Here is a 21,479-nt window from a genome sequence, read left to right as displayed (position 1 = left end):
GATTCACGATCCCCGCGATGATCCGCGCCCCCGCGCGGCGACGCCCCCCTCAGGCGATGCGGTCGTCGGTGCGCCCGGCGTGCAGCCGCGTCAGGTGCAGCGCCACCAGCGGATCCCCCTGCCCCGGCCCGTCCTCGGCCGCCAGCGCCTCGAAGGCGACAAGCGCCGCGGCTGGGTCCTGCCCGATCAGCGCCAGCGCCGCGGCATAGCCCTCGCGCAGCGCCTGCGAGGCCACGGGATCGTGATTCCACACCTGCACCGGCTCGGCCTTGCCCTTCAGCATCACCCGCCCGACCGGGCGCAACGGCGGCAGCGGCCGGGCCGCGTCCGCGAACCCGGCCGCCGCCCGCCGCGCCGCCTCCGAGACGGTGACCCGGGTGCCGAGCGCCTTGTTGATGCTCTCGAGCCGGGCGGCGGTGTTCATCGCGTCGCCCATGGCGGTGTAATCAAAGCGCTTGCGCCCGCCGAAGTTCCCCACCGAGGCCGCGCCCGAGTGCACCCCGATCCGCGTCACCCCCATCCCCAGATGCGCATGGGACCGGCGGAAATCCTCGGCGAATGCGTCCATCGCCACGGCGCAGAGCACGGCGTTCAGGGCATGGTCGGCCTCGGTCGTCAGCGCCCCGAACAGCGCGACCACCGCGTCGCCGATGAACTTGTCGATCGAGCCGTCGTGGGCCGCGATGATGTCGGACATGCCGTCGAAATAGGCGTTCAGCAGGGCCGCCAGCTCCTCGGGCTCCAGCTTCTCGGACATGTCGGTGAAACCCGCCACGTCGGTGAAGATGAACGAGATCTCGCGCCGCTCCCCCCCCAGCCGCAGGCTCGAGCGGTCGCGCGCCAGCCGGTCGACCATCGCCGGCTCGAGGTAGTGCGAGAACGCCTGCCGGATGAAGGCCTTCTCCTGCACCGAGAAGAACGCCTCGGCCGCCCCCCCCAGCCCGAAGCTCAGCGCCAGCGCCGCGAGGCCGGGGCCAAGCGGCAGATACGGCCCGCTCCACACCCCCGCCAGAACCAGCGCGAGGCCCAGATACCCGACCCCCGCCCCCAGCACCGCCAGCCCCCGCCAGTGCAGCCCGATCGAGGAGATCCCGATCGCCGCCCCCAGCAGCGCCATCGCCACGGTGACCGCCATGCCCGAGCGCCGATCGACGCTCCAGTTCGCCACCACCCGCCCGTCGAGCAGCTGGCTGAGCACATGGGCATGCACCAGCACGCCGGCGTAGCCCTTGAATTCGGTCAGCCCCGGATCGACCAGCAGCGAGGTCGCGTGCCGGTCGGTCTGGGGCAGGTCCGCGCCGATGAACACGAAGCGGTCCCCGAACCAGCCCGAGAACATCTGCCGGGGCAGCGCGGGGTTCAGCAGCACCTGGCTCTGGATCTTCTGGAAGGCCTCGGCGTGGTCGGCGGTCTCGCGCCGCCAGTCGACGATGCCGCGCTTCTGGAAATCGCCCTCGACGCCGGCCGCGGCCAGCATCGCCGCCGACATGCCCAGGATCTCGCCGGTCATGTAATTGTCGAAGCGCCGCACCACCCCGTCGGGGTCGTAGTCGAGCACGGCCGAGCCCGGAACCGCGTCGGCCTGCGCGCGGAACCAGTTCATGTAGTCCATCTGCCGCGGCAGCATCCCCGCCCGCTCGTCGGCATAGGCCAGCACCACCTTGCCGGGAAAGGCGCGGATCGCCTCGATCAGGCGGGCGTCCTTCTCGGGCTCGGTCGGCTGGTCGATCAGGATGTCGAGCGCGAAACCCTTCACCCCGGCCGAGCCCAGCAGGTCGATCACCTCGGCCAGATGCGCCCGATCCACCGGCGAGCGGTAGGGGAACAGCGCCAGCGTCTCCTCGGTGATCGTGATCACCGAGATCCGCGGATCCTGCCTTTCGGTCAACGGCGAGAACAGCACCCGCAGCCGGTCGTTCAGCCCGGACTCGAGGCTCTTGAGCACCTGCACATTGGCGAACCCCAGCACGCAGATCAGCGCGACGCCGAGCGCGATCGCCAGCCCCGCCATCCGGCGCGGCGCCAGCACGGCGCGCAGGCGTCCGCCCGCTCCCGCGCCCGAGGCGCCCTCGTCGCTGCCTGTCACCCCGCTCGCCCCTCCCCCCGAGGCCCGGGAGGGCCTGCCTCCACGGCGTCGCACGCTGGCGCGCGTGGCGTCAACCTTGCGGGATCATTCGGCGGGAATGTCGCCCGGCCGCGGCGCAGGCGCGGTCATCAGCGGCATCAGCGCGGCCATCTCCGGCCCGCGGTCCCGCCCGGTCAGCGCCCGGCGCAGCGGCAGGAACAGCGCGCGCCCCTTGCGCCCGGTCTGCGCCTTCAGCGCGCCGGTCCACTCGCCCCAGGTCGCCTCGCTCCACGGCCGCGGCGGCAGGGCGGCGAGGGCCTGGGCGACAAAGTCGCGATCCTCGGGGGCGACCGCGGGGGCGACGCCCGCGCTCAGCAGGTCGCGCCACTCGGCGATCTCGTCGAACCGGGTCAGGTTGGCGCGCACGGCGGCCCACAGCGCCTCACCCTGCGCCCCCTCGATCCCCAGCCCCGCCAGCCGCGGCGCGGCTTCGGCGTAGGACATCGCGTGCAGGATCTTCTCGGACAGGCCCCCGAGGTCCGCCGGGTCCAGCCGCGTCGGCGCGGTCCCGAACCGCGCGACATCGAACCCCTCGACCAGCGCCTGCGCCGAGGGCCTCGGCTCCACCGGATCGGCCGAACCCAGCCGCGCGATCAGCGACAGCAGCGCCCCCGGCTCCAGCCCCTCTGCGCGCAGGGTCCGCAGGCTCAGCCCTTCGGCGCGCTTGGAAAACGCCTCCCCGTCCGGCCCGGTCAGCAGCGAGTGATGGGCAAAGCGCGGCGCCTCGGCCCCCAGCGCGCGCATGATCTGCACCTGCACGGCGGTGTTGGTCACATGGTCCGCCCCGCGCACCACGTCGCTGACCCCCATCTCGGCGTCGTCCACCGAGCTCGCGAGCGTATACAGCACCTGCCCGTCCTCGCGGATCAGCACCGGATCGGAGACCGAGGCCGCGTCGATCGACACCGGCCCCAGGATCCCGTCGACCCACTCCACCCGCGTCCGCTCCAGCGCGAAGCGCCAGTGCGGCGGGCGCTGCGCGGCCAGCGCCGCCTTCTCGTCCTCCGACAGCGCCAGCGCCGCGCGGTCATAGACCGGCGGCAGCCCGCGCGAGAGCTGGACGCGCCGCTTCAGCGCCAGGTCCTCGGCCGTCTCCCAGCAGGGATAGAGCCGCCCGTCCGCCTTCAGCCGCTCGGCCGCCGCGGCGTAGCGGTCCAGACGCTCCGACTGGCGCACCTCGCCGTCGCGCGCCAGCCCCAGCCAGTCGAGATCCTCGCGGATCGCCTCGACGAAACGGTCTTCGGAGCGCGCCGCATCGGTGTCGTCGATGCGCAGCACGAAGCGCCCGCCCCCCTGCCGCGCGATGGCCCAGTTGAAGAAGGCCGCGCGAAGGTTCCCCAGGTGCAGGAACCCGGTCGGCGAGGGCGCAAAGCGCGTGAGGGTCATTTCCCCTCCAGCTCGGGGCGATGCATCTGGAAGGCCATCAGCATCTGCTCGCAGCCGCCCACCACCATCTGCTTGCGGAAGCAGCGGGCGGGCATGCCCGAAAGCGCATTCATCGCGCGCTGGAACATGAAAAGCCCAGCGCGCCTGCGGGGTCGCACGCCTTTCTTCAGACTGTATCCGAAGCCCGGAGAGAAGAACGACGAGACCAGCCGGTAGTTGCGCAAGTTCGCCCAGGGCACGAATCCGAACTGGCGATCCTCGATCCCCTCGGGGGTCAGGCGCAGGATCGGCTCGGTCTTGGCGGCCTCGCGGAACAGGATCAGGCCCATCAGCGCGAACATCAGCCCGCCGACGCCGGCGATCAGCGGCGAGGGCGGCTGCCCGGGCCCCTGGGGCGCGATCTCGGCCTCGCTCCCGGGCGCGGGCGCGGGCGCGGCGGGGCCCTCGACGGCGGGAAGCTCGGCGATCGCGGGCTGCCCGCCCGCGCTCTCGAGCGGCGCAGGCCGCGCGCCCTCGATCGCGGCGCCCACCGCAATCCACAGGAACCAGGCCGCCACCAGCAGCGACAGCAGGCTCATGGTCTTGAGCTTGAACGTGTTCTGGTGAAACTCGATCACCGGGGGGATCTCGGGGGGCTCCCACTCGCGCGGGGCGTCGGGATCGGCGGAGGCGGTCGGGTCAGTCACGGTCGCGCCAACTCATTGCTATGGGGTAGCGGCGATCCAGCCAGAAGGCCTTGGGCCCCAGCTTGGGCCCCGGCGCCGACTGGAACCGCTTGTATTCGGCGAGGTAGAGGAGATGCTCGATCCGCTCGACCACCTCTTGCGGGTGGCCGCGCGCGACCAGGTCGGCGACGGCGAGGTCGCCCTCGACCAGCCCCTCGAGGATCTCGTCCAGCACCGGGTAGGCCGGCAGGCTGTCCTCGTCCTTCTGGTCCTCGCGCAGCTCGGCGCTCGGCGGCTTGTCGATCACGCGGGGCGGGATCACCGTGCCCGCAGGGCCCTTCATCCAGTCGCGATGCTGCTGGTTGCGCCAGCGGCAGGCCGCGAAGACCCGCATCTTGTAGAGGTCCTTGATCGGGTTCCAGCCGCCGTTCATGTCGCCATAAAGCGTGGCGTAGCCCACCGCGACCTCGGACTTGTTGCCGGTGGTCAGCAGCAGCTCGCCGAACTTGTTGCTCAGCGCCATCAGGATCAGGCCGCGCAGACGCGACTGGAGGTTCTCCTCGGTGACGTCGGCCGCCATCCCCTCGAACAGCGGCGCGAGCGTCTCGGTCATCGTGTCCACGCCCGGCCCGATCGGCACGGTGTCGAGCCGCGTTCCCAGGGCCTTGGCCACCCCTTCGGCATCCTCGAGGCTGTGCTCGGAGGTGTAGCGCGAGGGCAGCATCACGCAGCGCACGTTCTGCGGCCCGATGGCGTCCGCCGCGATCGCCGCGACCAGCGCGCTGTCGACCCCGCCCGAGAGCCCCAGCACCACCTTCTTGAACCCGGTCTTGGCGAGATAGTCGCGGGTCCCCACGACCATCGCCTTGTAGTCGAGCTCGGCCTCGTCGGGCACGCTCGCCATCGGCCCGGGAACGCAGCGCCAGCCCTCGTCCCCGCGCTCGAAATCGAGGTGCGCGATCTGTTCGTCGAAGAACGGAAGCTGGGCGGCCAGCCCCCCATGCACGTTCAGCGCAAACGAGCCGCCGTCGAAGACCTGATCGTCCTGCCCGCCGGTGCGGTTGAGGTAGACCAGCGGCAGCCCCGTCTCGATCACGCGCGCCACCATCAGGTTGACGCGGGTGTCGTGCTTGCCCCGCTCATAGGGAGAGCCGTTGGGCACGAACAGGAGCTCGGCCCCGGACTCGGCCGCGGTCTCGGCCACGTCGGGAAACCAGGCGTCCTCGCAGATCGGGATCCCGAGGCGCGCCGCCCCCACCTGAATGGGCCCGGACGGATCGGCCGCGTGATACAGCCGCTTTTCGTCAAACACCCCGTAGTTGGGCAGGTGGTGCTTGGAGACGCGGGCCCGGATCTCGCCGCCCTGCAGGATCCAGTAGGCGTTCTCCGGCCGCTCGAGCCCCGCGAACGGCGCCCCGATGCCCAGCGCGGGACCGTCCTTGGTGGCCTCGGCCAGCTTCTCGATCTGCGCGAGGCAGGCCTTCACGAAGGCGGGCTTGAGGACCAGGTCCTGGGGCTGATAGCCGGCGAGGAACATCTCGGGCAGCGCCACCAGGTCGGCGCGCGCGGCGCGACCCTCCTCCCAAGCGGCCAGCGCCTTCGCGGCATTGCCGTCGAGGTCGCCGACGCGGGGGTCGAGCTGGGCGAGCGTCAGGCGGAAGGCGTCGGGCATCACGGTCTCCGGCGGGTCCGGCGCGGACGGAGGGTCGGTTTCAGGCCCGGCAGTTACAGGCGCCCCGGCAGGCGAGGCAAGCCCGCGCGGCGACGCGCCCCGCCAGGCGGGGCCGCGCGCCCTGCCCCGCAGGCCGCCTCATGATCCCGCGCCCGCGCGCCGCGGCCGGTTGCATGGCGCCGGGGGCCCGCCTACTGTCCGGTCCAGCAAACCGCGGGGCCAGGGGACTGCGCCCCGCAGCCCCACGCACGACGGCGCGAGCGCGCGCCGCGGCCGCGGACGATCCGGGAACGCAGCACGAGGACGGAAGCAGCATGGGCCGAGGTTGGGTCTGGGCGATGGCCGGCGCCGGCGCGCTGGCGGCGGCGAGCGCGGCGGCGCCGCAAACGAACGTCGAAACCAAGCGCTACGACACCGGCGAGGTCTATGAGGGCCAGTTCAAGGAGGGCCGCCAGCACGGTTCGGGCACCCTCGTGCGCCCCGACGGCTTCCGCTACACGGGCGAGTTCGTGGACGGCTGGATCCAGGGCCAGGGCGTCGCCGAATACCCCAACGGCTCGGTCTACGAGGGGCATTTCGTCGGCGGCAAGCCCCAGGGCAAGGGCCGCATCCGCTACCACGACGGCGGCTCCTACGAGGGCGACTGGGTCGAGGGCAGGATCGAGGGCGAGGGCGTCGCCCGCTACGCCGACGGCGTGGTCTACGAGGGCGCCTTCGTCGACAACCAGCCCTCGGGCGACGGCGTGCTGACCCGCCCCGACGGCTACCGCTACGAGGGCGCCTTCGTCGCCGGCGCGCCCGAGGGCGAGGCCACCGTGCGCTACCCCGACGGCTCGGTCTACGAGGGCGGCATGCAGGGCGGCCTGCGCCACGGCGAGGGCCGGATCGAGCTCGCCGACGGCTTCGTCTACGAGGGAACCTTCGTCGAGGGCAGGATCGAGGGCCAGGGCCTCGCCCGCCAGCCCAACGGCGACGCCTACGAGGGCGCCTTCGTCGACGGCAAGCGCCAGGGCGAGGGCCGCGTCACCTACGCCAACGGCGACGTCTACGAGGGCGGCTTCGTGGACGACCTGCGCCACGGCGCCGGCCGCTTCGAGGGCGCCGACGGCTTCCGCTACGCGGGCGACTGGGTCGAGGGCCGGATCGAGGGCCAGGGTAAGGCGACCTATGCAGACGGCACGGTGCACGAGGGCGCCTTCGTCGCCGGCGCGCCCCAGGGTCCGGGCACGGTGCGCTACGCCGACGGCTCGACCTTCGCCGGCTCCTGGTCGGGCGGCCGCATCCAGGGCGAGGGCACGGCCGTCTACGCCAACGGCGCGCGCTACGAGGGCGGCTTTGCCGACGGCAAGTACGACGGGACCGGCCGGCTGGAGTACCCCGACGGCTACGTCTACGACGGCGGCTGGACCGCGGGCGTCCAGGACGGCCAGGGCACGACCACCTTCCCCGACGGCTCGGTCTACTCGGGCGGCTTCGTGGACGGGTTGCGCGACGGCCAGGGCCGCATCGAGATGCCCGACGGCTTCGTCTACGAGGGCGGCTGGAAGACCGGCGAGATCCACGGCGAGGGCGTGGCCTCCTACAAGGGCGGCGACGTCTACCGCGGCAGTTTCGAGAACGGCCAGCGCAACGGCCCCGGCCGGATGGAATACGCCGACGGCGCGGTGTTCGAGGGCTGGTGGGTCAACGGCCGCCCCGGCGCCGAGCCCGACCCCGACGCCGGTCCCGACGCCGATCCGGCCTCCGACCCTGCCTCTGTCGCCCCCGCGGATCCCGCCGCCACGCCCGATCCCGCGTCGGGCTCCCGAACGGACGCCCCTTCGCAAGCCGAGGCCCCCGCCGCCCCCGTCGCCGCCTCCCCGGCCGACGCCTCCCCGGCCGACGCCCCCCAAAGCGGCGCAGCCTCGAGCGGCTCTCCCCCGAGCGGCAGCGGAGGCTGACCCCCGAGCGGCGGGGGAGCCTGCCCTGCCGCTCGGCGCAGGCTGCCCCGCCGCCCGGCCCAGGCTGCCGCGCAGGCGGCGCCCCCGCGCCCGCCATCCTCATCGTCCCTGCTCATCGTCCCTGCGGCGCCGAGCCGCCTCTGGCTCGGTCCCGGCCGGCGCCGATCCAGTTCGAGGCCGTCGTCGCAACGAGCTCCCATTTCCCCCGGCCGCGCGTCCAGTCTCTTCGGGCCGCGACGCGCGCCGGACCGGGCCTGAGCTGACGGCGCCAGACGGAGCGGACGCCCATCTCGGCGCCTCGGAAGCCCCCGCCCCCGGCGTCGCGCCCACGGATCGGGCGCGACCGGCGGCCCCGCGCTCAGGCGGCCTCGCGCTCAGGCGGCCTCGCGCTCAGGCGGCCCCGCACTCAGGCGGCCCCGCGCTCAGGCGGCGCGCGAGGTGGAGGCGGGCGCGGCGCCCTGGCGGGTGCGGAACATCGCCGTCAGGCGGTCCAGCTCCTCGGACTCGCGGGCGAGGTCGCGGGCGGAGCGGGCCGAGCTGTCGGCCAGCGCCGCGTTGCGCTGGGTGTTCTCGTCCATCTGGGTCACCGCCTGGTTGATCTCCTCGACGCCCGAGGCCTGCTCCCGGCTCGCCGCGTCGATCCGGCCCACCCGCTCGGAGATGCGGCGCAGCGATCCCGCCATCTCCGACAGCGCCGAGCCGGTGCGCTCCACCAGCCCCACGCCCTCGGTCACCCGCTCCGAGCTCTCGTGGATCAGGCCGCGGATGTCGTCGGCCGCCTCGCGCGAGCGGCGGGCGAGCGCCCCGACCTCGGAGGCGACCACCGCAAAGCCCTTGCCCGCGTCGCCCGCCCGCGCCGCCTCGACCGCGGCGTTCAGGGCCAGAAGGTTGGTCTGCGTGGCGATCGAGGCGATCACGTCCACGATCTCCCCCATCCGGCGGGAGCTCTCGGAGAGGCGGCCCATCGCCTCCACCGCCTCGTCGACCACCACCCGGCCGCCGTCGGCGCGTCCGTCGGCCTCGGCCGCCTCGGAGCGCGCCTCCGAAGCGGCCTCGGCGTTGGCCTTCACCGAGCCGGTCATCTCCTCCATCAGCGCGGCGGTCTGCTCGAGGGCGGCGGCCTGGCTCTCGGCCCGCTCGGCGAGCGCGCCCGCCCCCGAGGCGATCTCGTCGGAGGCGCCGCGGACCCGGCCGCCGGCCGACTTGATCTCGGAGACCAGCGAGCCCAGCCGCTCGGTCGTCTCGTTCACGCCGGTGGCGAGCTTGCCCAGCACGCCGGCGTAGGTCCCCTCGACCTGGCGGGTCAGGTCGCCCTCGGCCAGCGCCCGCACGGCCTGATCCACGTCGGCCGAGAACGCCGCCACGATCTCGCAGATGCGGTTCATCCCCACGCCGACGTCGCGCAGGAAGACGTTCTGGCTGTCGGTGTCGATGCGCCTTGTGAAGTCGCCCTCCGCCGCCGCCGCGATCACCTCGCGCAGCTGGGTCTCCAGCTGCCGGCTGTCGGTGACGTCGTCCCATGTGATCACGTAGCCCAGCTTGCGTCCGCGGGGGTCGACGATGGGCGAGGCCGAGACGTCGAACCGCCGCTCGTCGAACGAGATCGTCGAGATCTGCCGCTCGGTCAGCCCCTCGAGCATCTGCCGGATGCGGGCCTTGTCCTTGTGGAAGAAGTCGATGTTCTTGCCGGCGAGCCCGTCGATATCGGCGCCCATGCTCTCGAAATAGGCGCGCGAGGGCTCGATCATCTTCGAGAAGGCGGCGTTGGCGTAGGTCACGAAGAACCGCGCGTTGCACACCACGATCGGGGCCGCCGAGACCTCGAGCGCGGTGGTGATCCGGTTCATGCGGTCGGCGGCGCGCTGGGTCTCCTGGGCGGTGCGCGCCAGCACGCCCACCTCGTCGCGGCGATGCAGCACGCCGTCGGGCACCTCGGCCTCCTTGCCGCTGTTGAGCGCCTCGAACACCCGCGAGATCGAGCGGATCGGCGAGACCACGCCCCGCGCCGCGATCCAGGCCACCAGCCCCGCGCCCAGCACCGTCGCCACGAGCGCGCTCAGCGTCACGGCGAGCTCCCGCCCCGCGGCCGAGGCCCCTTCCCCGGCCAGGGCCTGGATCTGGTCGGCGATCCCGTCCTCGAGCCCCTTGAGCAGCGAGATCCGCGCCGTCGAGGCGTCGAACCACTGCGGCCCGGTGACCCCGGCGATGAACCCCAGCCGCACGCCGTCGACCGCGACCGCGCGCATCCGCTCGACCTCGCGGGTCTCGGGCGAGGCGCGGAACGCCTCGATCGCCTGGCGGGTCTCCTCGTCGGCCGCGGTCTCGGCGAAGTTCAGATAGACCTCCTGACGGATCGCAAGGTCATTGAATCGATCGAAGACCGAAGGCTCGAACCGGCCGGCGCCGAAGCCGTTGGCGCCCATCGCCCGCTCCAGCCCCGCGCGCTCCTTGGCCTCGATCAGGGCGGCGTAGGCGCCCATCAGACGCTCGCCGCGGGGAAAGTCGATCGCGCCGCGAAGCCGCGCCTCGACGTCGATCAGCTCGCGGATCGAGCCGGTATACCATTTCGCCATTTCCGAGAGCGGCAGGCCCAGCGCATCCACCGCCGCGCGCGTCTGCTCCAGCGCGTCGAGCCGGGCGGCAGCCTGCTCGGCGGCCGTGGCGACGCTCGCCGCGCCCTGGGTGGCGCGATAGGCGGCGAGCGCTTCGTCGAACACCGCGCGGGCGGCGTCCGACCCCTCCCTGACGCCCGCCAGCCGCTGCGCGAACTCGCCCCCGCCCTCCGAGCCGATGTAGCCCGCCGAGGTTCCCCGTTCCTTCTGCAGCTCATGAACCAGGTCCGAGGCCGCGCGCACCATCGTCACCCCGAGACTGGCCTGCTCGGACGCGCTCCGCCGCTCCCACGCGCCGGCGACCACGATCGCGGCGAAGACCGCCAGGAACAGCAGCGGCACGCCGACCGCGAGGGCAAAGCGATGCACGATGGTGAAATTCAACATGGTCGGGCTCCGACGGGGTCCGGGTCTGCGATCGGCGGACCATCCCCGGATATCCTTACCGAAGCCTCAACGCCCGACCGCGCCCGAGGCGGAATTCGCGCTTTTCATCCCCCGCCTGACGCGTGTATAAGCCCGGCCATGGTCCGCGACGCCCATATCGCCCCGCCCCTGCCCCGAGCGCCCCAGGCGCCCGGCAGGACCGGCGTGTCCGCGCCCCGCGGCGCGGCCCGGGCTCTCCTCGGCCTTGCGCGCCTTCTCCTTACGCGCCCCTGAGCGTGCCGGGATCTGCGGCGCGCGCGCTCAGGGGACGTTCGCGACGCGCCGCGCAGACCCGACGGAGCTCCGGCCAAGGCTGACCTGGCCGCTCCGCCCAAGGCACAAGCGCAAAGGACCCCTGACATGACCGCCCCTGCCCCCGCTTCCGACCGCGTCCAGATCTTCGACACCACCCTGCGCGACGGCGAGCAGTCGCCCGGCGCCACGATGACGCTGGCCGAGAAACTGTCCATCGCCCGCCTGCTGGACGAGATGGGCGTCGACATCATCGAGGCCGGCTTCCCGATCGCCTCCGAGGGCGACTTCGAGGCCGTCTCGGCGATCGCCAACGTGGTCGAGAAGGCCACCGTCTGCGGCCTGGCGCGCACCGGCGCCGCCGACATCGAGCGCGCCGCCAAGGCGGTGGAGAAGGCCCGCAAGAGCCGCATCCACACCTTCATCGCCACCAGCCCGATCCACATGGCCCGCAAGCTGCAGATGGAGCCCGAGCAGGTCCTCGAGAAGATCCACTTCGCCGTCACCCACGCCCGCAAGTTCGTGGACGAGGTGCAGTGGTCCCCCGAGGACGCCACCCGCTCGGAGCACGATTTCCTGGTGAAAGCCGTGCAGACCGCGGTCGACGCCGGCGCGAAGGTGATCAACATCCCCGACACCGTCGGCTACACCGCCCCCGACGAGAGCGCCGCCCTGATCCGCCTGCTGCGCGAGCGCGTGAGCGGCATCGAGGAGGTGATCTTCTCCACCCACTGCCACAACGATCTGGGCATGGCGGTCGCGAACTCGCTGGCCGCCGTCTCGGCCGGCGCCCGCCAGGTCGAATGCACGATCAACGGCCTGGGCGAGCGGGCGGGCAACGCCGCGCTCGAGGAGATCGTGATGGCGATGCGCGTGCGCCATGACATCATGCCCTGGGACACCAAGGTCGACGCCACCCGGATCATGCAGGCGAGCCGCCTCGTCTCCCAGGTCACCGGCTTCCCGGTGCAGTACAACAAGGCGGTCGTGGGCAAGAACGCCTTCGCCCACGAAAGCGGCATCCACCAGGACGGGATGCTGAAGGACAACACCACCTACGAGATCATGCGTCCCGAGATGGTGGGCCTGACCGAATCCAACCTGGTGATGGGCAAGCACTCGGGCCGCGCCGCCTTCCGCGCCAAGCTGAAGGACCTGGGCCACACGGTCGGCGACAACCAGCTCAACGACGTGTTCGTGCGCTTCAAGGCGCTGGCCGACACCAAGAAGGAGGTCTACGACGAGGACATCCTGGCGCTGATGGCCGAGACCGGCGCCGACGGCGCCCCCCAGCGCTTCGAGGTCAAGGAGCTGGCCGTCACCTGCGGCACCACCCGCTCGCCGAAGGCCGAGCTGACCCTGATCGTGGACGGCGTCGAGAAGTCCGCGACCGAGACCGGCGACGGCCCCGTCGACTGCTGCTTCAAGGCGATCCGGACCATCGTGCCCCACGAGGCGAAGCTGCAGCTGTTCCAGATCCATGCGGTGACGGAAGGGACCGACGCGCAGGCCACCTGCTCGGTCCGGCTGGAGGAGGACGGGCGCATCGCCACCGGCCGCGCCTCGGACACCGACACGATCCTGTCGGCCACCCGCGCCTACGTCCACGCCCTCAACCGCCTGCAGGTGCGCCGCGAGAAATCCGTCGCGCCCGAGGAGGCCAAGGCCGGCTGAGCCGCGCCCAAGCCTCGCCTTCCAAGGGCCGGCCCCCCGGGCCGGCCCTTTCGCCTCTCTCCCTCCCGCCAGGAGCGCCGCCCATGACCATCACGCGCGAGGCCGAGCTCGCCGCCCTCAAGGTCATCGGCCGCATCGTCGCGCGCACCATGCACGCCATGGCCCGCGCGATGGAGCCGGGCATGACCACCCGCGAGCTCGACGAGATCGGGGCCGCGCTGCTCGAGAGGGAGGGCGCGATCTCGGCCCCCCGCTCGGCCTACGGCTTCCCCGGCGCCACCTGCATCAGCGTCAACGAGGAGATCGCCCACGGCATCCCCGGCGATCGGGCGCTGGCGGCGGGCGACCTCGTGAACATCGACGTCTCGGCCTCGAAGGACGGGTTCTACGCCGACACGGGCGCGAGCTTCCAGGTGCCGCCGGGAACCCCCGCCCAGGACCGGCTGCGCCGCGACGGACGGCGGGCGATGGAGATCGGCATCGCGGAAGTCGCCGGCGGCCGGCCGCTGGCGGGCATCGGCAAGGCCATCGGCCGCTTCGCCTCGGCGCGCGGCTACACGCTGATCCGCAACCTCGCCAGCCACGGCGTCGGCCGCTCGCTGCACGAGGCGCCCGAGACGATCGCCACCTGGCCCACCCGCGGCGACCGCCGCCGCATCGACACGGGCCTCGTGCTGACGGTCGAGCCGTTCCTGTCGCGCGGCGGACAGTGGGCCACCGAGGGCGACGACGGCTGGACCCTCTACGCCGACCCCGCCGCCCCGGTGGTGCAGTTCGAGCATACGGTCGTGGCCACCCCCCGCGGCGCCGTCATCCTCACCCTGCCCGGCTGAGCGCGCCGCGGGGCGCGGCCGTCAGTACCTGAAATCCCACTGGTTGAGGTGCACCCCCGCGCCGCCGCGCAGCACGACCTCGCCCCCCTCGAAGCTCAGCACCAGGTCGCGGCCCCGGATCGAGGGCAGCAGGTCCCACGGCGTCAGGCCCAGCCCCTCGAGGCTGATCACGTCGCGCCCCTGCTCGAAGTCGAGGATGAAGCCCCGCCCGCCGGCCAGGCGGAACTCGAACCGGTCGCCCTCCAGGAACCGCGACAGCGCCTCCTCGTCCCCGCTCTCGGCGGCGGCGACGAGCGCGCCTTCGGGCGTCGCGTCGGGGTCCCTCGCCTCGCTCACGTCGGAACCGCTCCGTGGTAGAAGAAGCGCCCGAGGCCGATCGAGAAGATCAGCCAGCCCGCGATGGCGTGCAGCAGCACCGGGAACCAGAAGTTGCGGCCCCGCCCGTGCAGGTAGGCGAGCGAGAAGATCGCCCCGCCCGCCGCCGTCAGCAGCAGCGCCACCCAGTTCCACAGGAACAGGTGCGCCAGCGCGAACACGAAGGCGTTGGCCGCCACCGCCGCCGCCTTCGAGGGGAACAGCGCTCCGTAGCGGCGGAAGAACAGCACCCGGAACACCGCCTCCTGCGGCAGGGCCGACATCAGCGGGTAGAACACCAGGATCATCAGCCACAGGTCGGGCATCCGGCTCGGCATCCAGAACAGCGCGTGGGGGATCAGCGCGACCGTCAGCGCATAGATCGCCACGGCCGTGCCCGCCGCGAAGGCCGGCGCGCTCCACAGGCCCGGCGAGGGCGGCCCGCGCAGGAACTCGGCAAAGCGGAACCCCGGCGTCACCGCCAGCAGCGCCAGCCCCAGCGCGAAGCTTGCCGCCAGCAGCGTCCACATCACCGAGGGCGGCAGCCCGAAGGCCAGCGCCATCGGCAGGCCCAGGAACAGCGTCGCGAACTCGACCCCCAGCCGCAGCCGCGAGGGCAGCCGGCCCAGCGGCTCGGCCTCGGGCAGGTCGAACGGCGGCCGGTCGTCTAGCGAGGCGCCCGCCGGCTCCGCGGGTCCCGAGGCGCTCAACCTCCCGCTCCGGCGGCAAGCACGGCAGGGCCCGGGCGCGCGGGGGCGCGGACTCGCGGGGGGAGGAGGCGCATGGATCGGGCTCCGGTCGAGGGGGCGCGGAGCCTCACACCTAGCTTATGCGCGCCGGGGCGCAAGTCCGGGACGGCGCGCCGTCGGGCAAGCGCGCCCTCCGCAGCGGCGGAGGGCGCGCCCCGACGCTCCGCCGCCCAGGGCGTGACGAATGGGGGCGGAGCGCGTCTGCAAGCGTTTCGGTCAGCCGGCGCGGCGCGCGCGCCGGCCTGCGGTCACGACTGCGTGGCCGGAACGATCAGGATCTCGACCCGGCGGTTGGCCGCGCGGCCCTGAGCGGTGTCGTTGCTGGCCACGGGCTGCTCCTCGCCCTTGCCATAGGCCTCGATCCGCGGGCGCTTCACGCCGCGGTCGATCAGCTCCGAGGCGACGGCCCGCGCCCGGCGGTTGGAGAGCTGCATGTTATAGGAGGCCTCGCCCGTCGAATCCGTGTGCCCGATCACGTCCACGTAGGACGAGGGATACTTCTGCAGCGTCTTCGAGACCCGGTTCAGCGGTCGGCGGAACTCGGACTTCACCACCGTCGAGTCGGTGTCGAAGGTGACCCCGCCCGGCAGGGTGACCAGCAGCGCGTCGTCGACCCGGGTGACCTCGGCGCCGGTGCCCGAGAGGTCCTGGCGCAGGTCCTCCTCCTGCTGGTCGAGGTAAGTGCCCACCGCCGCGCCGGCCAGCAGGCCGATGCCCGCGCCGACCAGCGCGTTGCGGCGGTCGTCGCCGCCCACCAGCAGGCCCGAGGCGGCGCCCAGCACCGCGCCGACGCCCGCGCCGGCGGCCTGGTTGCTCGACGGGCCCTGGCCGCTGGCGCAGGCGCTCAGCATCGCCGCGGCGCAGACCGCGATCACCGGCGCGCGCAGGCGACGCCCCGAGACCCCGAGGGGCGAGCGCGCGCGGGTCGGGCGGGCGGAAGGAGCGGAGGTGGCGGGGGTGGCGGAGGTGGCGGAACGGATCGCGGACATGGCGTCGGTCTCCTTGTCGTCTCGGTGTCGTGTCGATCGGCCCTGGGGCCGGTTCGGCCGCTCACCCTGTCCAGAAATGCGGCGGCGCGAGGGCCGCGAGGTGACTTTCACAGGCCGGCGCCCCATCCCGAAATCGCGATTCCCGCCCGCGGAAGCGCTGCCGCCGCCCGCCGGTCCACCGTCTCCCGCCATCCGATCGCGTCGAAGAACCCCGTTGCGAGCCTCCCTCCCCCGACCAGAACCTCCCTGTCCCTGTCCCTGTCCCTGTCCCTGTCCCTGTCCCTGGCCTGTTCCAGGCCCCCTTTCCCGGTCCGGGAGCCCCGGGATCCGCCTCCTCGGTCGCCCGCCGGCCTTCAGCGCGCGGCATCCCGCCTCGGCGCCCCCTGGCGCACGACACCGGATCCTTGCCGCCCCACGCCCGCAAACCCGGACGCGGCGCGTCCCTCAGGCGCGCCCTGCCGGCCGGCCCGCGGCCCCCGGCCACTAGAGGTCGCGCCCTGGCAACAAGGGCCGCCCGCCGAGCATCGTCCGACCGTCGCCCATCGCCCAACCGCGAGCCGACCGCCTGTCGTGCCGCTCCCACAATCTTGCGGCGGCGGCCCGATCCTCAGACGCTGTCGCCGTGGTCCGCCGCCTCGCCGGCGCCTTTCGCTGCGGCCGGGGGGTCCTGCGTGCCTGCGGTCTCGTCATCGGACTCGGGCGGAAGATGCACGCGCTCGGCGGCGTGGACGCGCAGACGCTCCTCGGCCTCGGCGAAGCGGGGGGCGAGCGTGTCCAGTTTCGCCAGGATGAAGGCCGCGTCGTCCTGGCGGCCCTTGGCGTCCAGCAGCGCGCCGCCGTAGGAGGCCAGCATCCCCTGGATCGATTCGCGGATGCAGGTGTGGTCCTCGACCATGTCGGCGAGCAGCGCCATCGTCTCCATCCCCACCGGCACGTCGAAGCGGCGGGCGGCGAGGCGCAGGGCCTCGGCCGCGCGCTCGACCTCGGCGTCGAAGCCGCCGTGATCGGCGCGCAGGCGGCGGCGGTCCCCGTCGGGCGCCGGCCGGCCGGTGGCGGCGATGCGCAGGAAGCCGAGCGCGCCCGTCTCGAGGAAATACATGTGGCGCAGCCGGCCCAGCAGGGTCGCGGCATGGCGGCTGAACTCCGCCGTGCCCACCTTCAGGTCCAGCGTCAGCACCAGCGGCAGAAGCCGCGCCAGACCGCGCGCCTCCTCCGTCACTCGAAGCTCCCAACCGCCCATCGCGCCGCGCCCTTCCCCTCGTCGCCGTGCCCCGGAGGGGGCGCGCCCCCGCGGCCCCTCGCGCGCGACCCTAGGAGCGACCGGGTTAACAGGCCGTTCCCCGTCCCCGCCTCCGCCGCCCCTGCCCCCCCGCCCCACTCCCAGTGCCCCAGACCGCGTGCCCCGGGCCGCATTGGCGCCCGCCTGCGGGGCAAGTAAGAGGGGGCGCATGGACGATGCGAACGGCGCCAGCGGCGGGGACGAGGACGGCGGCCGCGCCCGGCGCGGCTACCATCACGGCAACCTGCGCGAGGCGCTGGTCGAGGCGGCCCTCCCCCTGATCGCCTCGCGCGGGCCGCAGGGCTTCACCATGGCCGAGGTCGCGCGCGAGGCCGGCGTCTCGGGCGCCGCCCCCTACCGACACTTCAAGGGGCGCGAGGACCTGATCGCCGAGATGGCGCGCCGGGGGTTCGAGCTGTTCGCCGATCTGCTGGAGCGGGCCTTCGACGGGGGCCGGCCCTCGCCGATCTCGGCCTTCGAGAAGATGAGCCGCGCCTATCTCCACTTCGCCCGGCGCGAGCCCGGCCTCTACATCGCGATGTTCGAGAGCGGGGTGGCGGTGTCGACGGATCCTGCCCTGCGCGCGGCCTCCGACCGGGCGATGGGGGTGATGCGGGCCGCCTCCGAAGCGCTGGTGCTGCGCCTGCCGCCCGAGAAACGCCCCCCGGTGCAGATGATGAGCTACCACATCTGGGCCCTCTCCCACGGCGTGGTGGAACTGTTCGCGCGCGAGAGCGCCGGCCAGCGCGTCTCGATCTCCCCCGAGGATCTGCTGGAGACCGGCGCCATGGTCTACCTGCGCGGCCTTGGCCTGATCCCGGGCGACGACTGAAGGGGGCCGCGTCCGAGGGGCAAGCGCCACCCGGCCCGCCCCATCGCGCCGCGCGCGGATCCGGGCGCGGCGGCCCGGCGCCCGCCCGGACTGGCGCACGGCCTCCCGGCGGCGCCGTCGCGCAGGCGCCGCGTCGGGCGATGCGCCCGGACCCAGGGCGCGCCCGCGGCGCTTTGGGAGGACGGCGCCGGCTGGCGACCGTCGACCCACGCAACCGGTGCGCCCGCGCCGCGAGCCGACCCTCCCGACCGGCGCGCCCTGCGTCGCGGAGCTTCCTCGGCGGTGCGGCGGGCGCGGCGACCGCCGCACGAGGCGCCGCGGAGGTCCCGGACGTCCCGGACGCGCCGCCGCCGACCCGCGAAACCCGCAGCCCCGACGTCGCGGCCGAGCGCCCGGCCGCGCCGCCGCCCTGCTGACTCCGGGCTTTGCGCTCGCCCATGATGGAGCGGGGGTGGCGGGCGGGTTCGCCAGCGGCTTCATGCATCCCCTGCTCGGCCCCGACCATGTCGCGGCGATGGTGGCGGTGGGCCTGTGGGGGGCGGTGCTGGGGGCGCCGGCGATCTGGGTGCTGCCGGTGGCCTTCCCGCTGGTGATGGCGCTGGGCGGCGCGATGGGCGTCGCCCGGGTCCCCCTGCCGGGAATCGAGACCGGCATCGCCGCCTCGGCCCTGGTCCTGGGCCTGGCGGTGGCGCTGGCGGTCCGTCCGCCGCTGTGGGCGGCGGCGGCGGTGGTCGCGGTCTTTGCCGTGTTCCACGGTCACGCCCACGGGGCCGAGATGCCCGGCGCCGCCTCGCCCCTCGCCTACGCGGCAGGGTTCGTGCTGGCCACGGGACTGCTTCACCTTGCGGGCATCGCGATCGGCGAACTCTCGCACTGGCGCGCGGGCCGGGCGCTGGTGCGCGCCGGCGGCGGGGCGATCGCGCTGGCGGGACTCGCCTTCCTGACCGGGGCCGCGTGAGGCGACCGCCTCGGGGGCGCGCCGGCCGCCGGCCGCCTCGCCCACACCGCTCGGGCCCCCCGCCCGCGCCCGCCACGTCTCGCCACACGACGCCCGGGCGCTGCGCTCCGGCGCTCCGGGAACCGGGCGCCTCTCCCCGGTTGCCACGCCCCCGCGCCCGCCTGACCTCCCATCGCCTGCGCCTCGCCTGGCTTTCGGCGCCGCTCCTGCTCGCGGCGGCCCCGGCCTCGGCCCACGGCGCCTTCGGCTTCGAGGCGCCCTGGACCGTCGGCGCCCTGACCCCGGTCGTGTTCCCCGAAACCATGGCCGCGCTGCTGGCGCTCGCGGCCCTCGCGGCGCGCAGACCGGCGCGCAGCGGCTGGGCGACCGCGACGGCGGCCGGACTGGGCGCGACGCTCGGCGGGGTCGCGCTGCTGCTGCTCTACTGGGGGTTCGCGCCGGGAGGGCTGGCGGCCCCGATCGTGGCGGGGCTCGCCGGGCTGCTGGCGCTGGCGCCGCCGGCGCTGCCGGGGGCGCTCGCGGCGGCGCTGGCCGCCGCGGGAGGCGCGGCGCTGGGGCTCTCGAACGACCTGCATGCGCCCTGGGAATACGCCGCCTGGCAGACCGCGGGGGCCTCGGCGGCGGCCCTGGCGCTGAGCCTCGCCGCGCACGGGGCGCTGCGGCTGGTTCCCGCGCGGCCCCGCCCGGTCGTCGCGGCCACGCTGGGCGCCTGGGCGGCGGCGGCGGCGGTCCTGGGGCTGACATTCCGGCTCGCGGGCGGGGGCTGAGCCCGCCTCGAAACGAACAAGGCCGCCCCGGGGTGCGGCCTTGGCGATCTGCAACCTGCAACCTGCGAGCTGCAGCCTGGGTGGCGAGGCGCCCTCAGGCGGCCTCGACCAGTTCGCCGGCCAGCGCCCGCTCGATCAGCGCCGCGGTCTCGTCGATGCCGTAGAGCGCCACGAACCCGCCGAAGCGCGGCCCCTGGCTCGCGCCCAGCAGCACCTCGTAGAGCGCCTTGAACCAGTCGCGCAGATTCTCGAAGGCGTGGTCCTTGCCCACGGCGTAGACCTCGTCCTGCAGCGCCTCGGGGTTCGCCTCGCCCTCCCAGGCCCGCAGACGGGCGGCAAGGTCGGCCAGCGCCGCCCGCTCCTGCGCGTCGGCCTCGCGGAACACCCGCGTGGGCTTCACCTTGTCCTGGTAGTAGGCGACCGCCCGGCCCACCGCAGCGTCAAAGCCGGGGTTGGTCTGCGCCGAAACGCCCGGCGCATACCGCGCAAGGAACCCCCACAGCGTCGCCCGATCCTCGGCCCCCGTCACCGAGGCGAGGTTGAGCAGCATCGCAAACGGCACGACCATCTCGTCGCCCGGCGGGGTCCCGCCGTGTATGTGCCAGGCCGGGTTCATCAGCTGCGCCTTCAGCTCCTGGTCGGGATAGGCGCGCAGGTGCTGCGAGTACTCGTCCACCGTGCGCGGGATCACGTCCCAGTGCAGGCGCTTGGCGGTCTTGGGTTTCTGGAACATGAACAGGCTGAGGCTCTCGGGGCTGGCATAGGCCAGCCACTCCTCGATCGAGAGGCCGTTGCCCTTCGACTTGGAGATCTTCTGCCCGTCGCCGTCCAGGAACAGCTCGTAATTGTACATCTCCGGCGCGGGCATCCCCACCGCCCGGCAGATCTTCCGGCCGAGATCGGCCGAGGGGATCAGGTCCTTGCCGTGCATCTCGTAGTCGACGCCGAGCGCCATCCAGCGCATCGCCCAGTCGGGCTTCCACTGCAGCTTGCAGTTTCCGCCGGTCACCGGGATCTCGACCCGCTCGCCGTCGGGCTCCTGATAGACGATGGTCCCCGCGGCCAGGTTCCGCTCCAGCGTCGGGACCTGCAGGACATGGCCGGTCTTCGGGCTGACGGGGAGGAACGGCGAGTAGGTGGCCTGCCGCTCGGCGCCCAGGCTGGGCAGCATCACCTCCATCACCGCGTCGAACCGCTCGAGGATCCGCAGCAGCATCGCGTCGAAGCGGCCCGAGCGGTAGTAGTCGGTGGCCGAGGCGAACTCGTACTCGAACCCGAAGGCGTCGAGGAAGGCCCGCAGGCGCGCGTTGTTGTGCTCGCCAAACGAGGGATGCGTGCCGAAGGGATCCCGCACGCGGGTCAGCGGCAGGTTCAGGTCCTCGACCAGCATCTCCCGGTTGGGCACGTTGGTGGGCGCCTTGCGCAGCCCGTCCATGTCGTCCGAGAAGCACAGCAGCTTCGTGGGAATGTCCGAGATCGACTCGAACGCGCGCCGCACCATGGTGGTGCGGGCGACCTCGCCGAAGGTGCCGATATGGGGCAGGCCCGAGGGGCCGTAGCCGGTCTCGAACAGCACATAACCTTTCTCGGGCGGGGCTTTCTCGAACCGTTTGACCAGCCGGCGCGCCTCTTCGAAGGGCCAGGCCCTGGAGTCGAGGGCGGCGTCGCGCAGCTCGGTCATGGTTGAGGTCTCCTGCGGAGGCGTGAGGGGTCATTGAGGTCGGATGAGGGGGGGCGACTCGCGCGCGCCCCTCGAACCGCCCCCACTAGGACCGCGCCCCGCCCCCGTCAATGCCGAGCCCCGCCGGGCCCCGTCCCCGACCCGCGCGCCGCGCCCGCCCGACCAGGCGCCGCGCGACGGTCCCGCCTGTCGCCGGCGTCCCGCCCGCGGCGCGTCCCGCGGCCTGCGCCGGTCGCGACCGTCCTCGGCCGCCGCCCGCGCCCCCCGCTTCCGCCCCGCGACCCC

Annotated in this window: 16 protein-coding genes; 6 read left to right on the top strand and 10 right to left on the bottom strand. The window is 73.6% G+C overall.

The window, feature by feature from the left end:
- Window positions 1-49 precede the first annotated feature (49 nt).
- The 4 genes from AAC134_RS16140 to AAC134_RS16125 form a co-directional block, all read right to left on the bottom strand.
- On the bottom strand, window positions 50-2,086 hold the full coding sequence (locus AAC134_RS16140) for an adenylate/guanylate cyclase domain-containing protein (protein WP_339950145.1): 2,037 nt from the start codon (window positions 2,084-2,086) through the stop codon (window positions 50-52).
- 84 nt (window positions 2,087-2,170) lie between these two features.
- Window positions 2,171-3,511 (bottom strand): glutamate--tRNA ligase, encoded by a 1,341-nt coding sequence (locus tag AAC134_RS16135; RefSeq protein ID WP_339950144.1) that lies wholly within the window; start codon window positions 3,509-3,511, stop codon window positions 2,171-2,173.
- Window positions 3,508-4,197, bottom strand: a complete 690-nt coding sequence (locus AAC134_RS16130) for a hypothetical protein (protein ID WP_339950143.1) — start codon at window positions 4,195-4,197, stop codon at window positions 3,508-3,510. The genes AAC134_RS16135 and AAC134_RS16130 overlap by 4 nt, the downstream gene beginning before the upstream one ends.
- Window positions 4,190-5,848, bottom strand: a complete 1,659-nt coding sequence (locus AAC134_RS16125; RefSeq protein ID WP_339950142.1) for an NAD+ synthase — start codon at window positions 5,846-5,848, stop codon at window positions 4,190-4,192. The genes AAC134_RS16130 and AAC134_RS16125 overlap by 8 nt, the downstream gene beginning before the upstream one ends.
- Before the next feature lie 314 nt (window positions 5,849-6,162).
- Here AAC134_RS16125 and AAC134_RS16120 point away from each other — a divergent pair, with 314 nt between their 5' ends.
- Window positions 6,163-7,788, top strand: coding sequence for a 2-isopropylmalate synthase (locus AAC134_RS16120; RefSeq protein WP_339950141.1), 1,626 nt, complete (start codon window positions 6,163-6,165; stop codon window positions 7,786-7,788).
- Between the two features lie 422 nt (window positions 7,789-8,210).
- Here the strand turns inward: AAC134_RS16120 and AAC134_RS16115 are convergent, their stop codons facing one another.
- Window positions 8,211-10,787, bottom strand: a complete 2,577-nt coding sequence (locus AAC134_RS16115; RefSeq protein WP_339950140.1) for a nitrate- and nitrite sensing domain-containing protein — start codon at window positions 10,785-10,787, stop codon at window positions 8,211-8,213.
- Between the two features lie 399 nt (window positions 10,788-11,186).
- Between AAC134_RS16115 and AAC134_RS16110 the strand changes: the two genes are divergently transcribed.
- The gene (locus tag AAC134_RS16110) at window positions 11,187-12,752 is read left to right on the top strand and encodes a 2-isopropylmalate synthase (RefSeq protein WP_339950139.1); all 1,566 of its coding nucleotides are present in this window, start codon (window positions 11,187-11,189) and stop codon (window positions 12,750-12,752) included.
- 83 nt (window positions 12,753-12,835) lie between these two features.
- On the top strand, window positions 12,836-13,585 hold the full coding sequence (map, locus tag AAC134_RS16105; protein ID WP_339950138.1) for a type I methionyl aminopeptidase: 750 nt from the start codon (window positions 12,836-12,838) through the stop codon (window positions 13,583-13,585).
- Window positions 13,586-13,606: 21 nt separating this feature from the next.
- Here map and AAC134_RS16100 read toward each other — a convergent pair whose 3' ends face one another.
- The 4 genes from AAC134_RS16100 to AAC134_RS16085 all read right to left on the bottom strand — a co-directional run bounded on the left by AAC134_RS16100 (window position 13,607) and on the right by AAC134_RS16085 (window position 16,896).
- Window positions 13,607-13,921: a hypothetical protein gene (locus AAC134_RS16100; RefSeq protein ID WP_339950137.1), complete on the bottom strand. Its 315-nt coding sequence runs from the start codon at window positions 13,919-13,921 to the stop codon at window positions 13,607-13,609.
- Complete coding sequence (locus AAC134_RS16095) at window positions 13,918-14,649, bottom strand: CPBP family glutamic-type intramembrane protease (RefSeq protein WP_339950136.1); 732 nt, start codon at window positions 14,647-14,649, stop codon at window positions 13,918-13,920. Before AAC134_RS16095 ends, AAC134_RS16100 begins: the two co-directional genes overlap by 4 nt.
- A 287-nt stretch (window positions 14,650-14,936) precedes the next feature.
- Window positions 14,937-15,677 carry an OmpA family protein gene (locus AAC134_RS16090; protein WP_339950135.1) on the bottom strand — a complete coding sequence of 247 codons (741 nt, stop codon included), beginning with the start codon at window positions 15,675-15,677 and terminating at the stop codon, window positions 14,937-14,939.
- A gap of 607 nt (window positions 15,678-16,284) precedes the next feature.
- On the bottom strand, window positions 16,285-16,896 hold the full coding sequence (locus tag AAC134_RS16085) for a hypothetical protein (RefSeq protein WP_339950134.1): 612 nt from the start codon (window positions 16,894-16,896) through the stop codon (window positions 16,285-16,287).
- Between the two features lie 229 nt (window positions 16,897-17,125).
- Here AAC134_RS16085 and AAC134_RS16080 point away from each other — a divergent pair, with 229 nt between their 5' ends.
- From AAC134_RS16080 to AAC134_RS16070, 3 genes are all read left to right on the top strand, one after another.
- Entirely contained in the window at window positions 17,126-17,788 is a 663-nt protein-coding gene (locus AAC134_RS16080) for a TetR/AcrR family transcriptional regulator (RefSeq protein ID WP_339950133.1), read from the top strand.
- Window positions 17,789-18,005: 217 nt separating this feature from the next.
- Complete coding sequence (locus AAC134_RS16075) at window positions 18,006-18,746, top strand: HupE/UreJ family protein (protein WP_339950132.1); 741 nt, start codon at window positions 18,006-18,008, stop codon at window positions 18,744-18,746.
- A gap of 140 nt (window positions 18,747-18,886) precedes the next feature.
- On the top strand, window positions 18,887-19,513 hold the full coding sequence (locus tag AAC134_RS16070) for a hypothetical protein (protein WP_339950131.1): 627 nt from the start codon (window positions 18,887-18,889) through the stop codon (window positions 19,511-19,513).
- Between the two features lie 94 nt (window positions 19,514-19,607).
- On the opposite strand, the gene AAC134_RS16065 is transcribed toward AAC134_RS16070, so the two are convergent.
- A complete protein-coding gene (locus AAC134_RS16065) occupies window positions 19,608-21,194 on the bottom strand; it encodes a lysine--tRNA ligase (protein WP_339950130.1) in 1,587 nt (528 codons plus the stop codon).
- Between the last annotated feature and the right edge of the window lie 285 nt (window positions 21,195-21,479).

The sequence above is a fragment of the uncultured Albimonas sp. genome (assembly GCF_963977235.1).
GTDB lineage: Bacteria > Pseudomonadota > Alphaproteobacteria > Rhodobacterales > Rhodobacteraceae > Albimonas.
This window is presented reverse-complemented; position numbering and strand designations above follow the sequence as displayed.

Coding starts and splice junctions, on each gene's coding strand:
- AAC134_RS16135 (WP_339950144.1), bottom strand. CDS start 3,511: ATGACCCTCACGCGCTTTGCGCCCTCGCCGACCGGGTTCCTGCACCTG.
- AAC134_RS16125 (WP_339950142.1), bottom strand. CDS start 5,848: ATGCCCGACGCCTTCCGCCTGACGCTCGCCCAGCTCGACCCCCGCGTC.
- AAC134_RS16120 (WP_339950141.1), top strand. CDS start 6,163: ATGGGCCGAGGTTGGGTCTGGGCGATGGCCGGCGCCGGCGCGCTGGCG.
- AAC134_RS16115 (WP_339950140.1), bottom strand. CDS start 10,787: ATGTTGAATTTCACCATCGTGCATCGCTTTGCCCTCGCGGTCGGCGTG.
- AAC134_RS16110 (WP_339950139.1), top strand. CDS start 11,187: ATGACCGCCCCTGCCCCCGCTTCCGACCGCGTCCAGATCTTCGACACC.
- map (WP_339950138.1), top strand. CDS start 12,836: ATGACCATCACGCGCGAGGCCGAGCTCGCCGCCCTCAAGGTCATCGGC.
- AAC134_RS16090 (WP_339950135.1), bottom strand. CDS start 15,677: ATGTCCGCGATCCGTTCCGCCACCTCCGCCACCCCCGCCACCTCCGCT.
- AAC134_RS16080 (WP_339950133.1), top strand. CDS start 17,126: ATGGACGATGCGAACGGCGCCAGCGGCGGGGACGAGGACGGCGGCCGC.
- AAC134_RS16065 (WP_339950130.1), bottom strand. CDS start 21,194: ATGACCGAGCTGCGCGACGCCGCCCTCGACTCCAGGGCCTGGCCCTTC.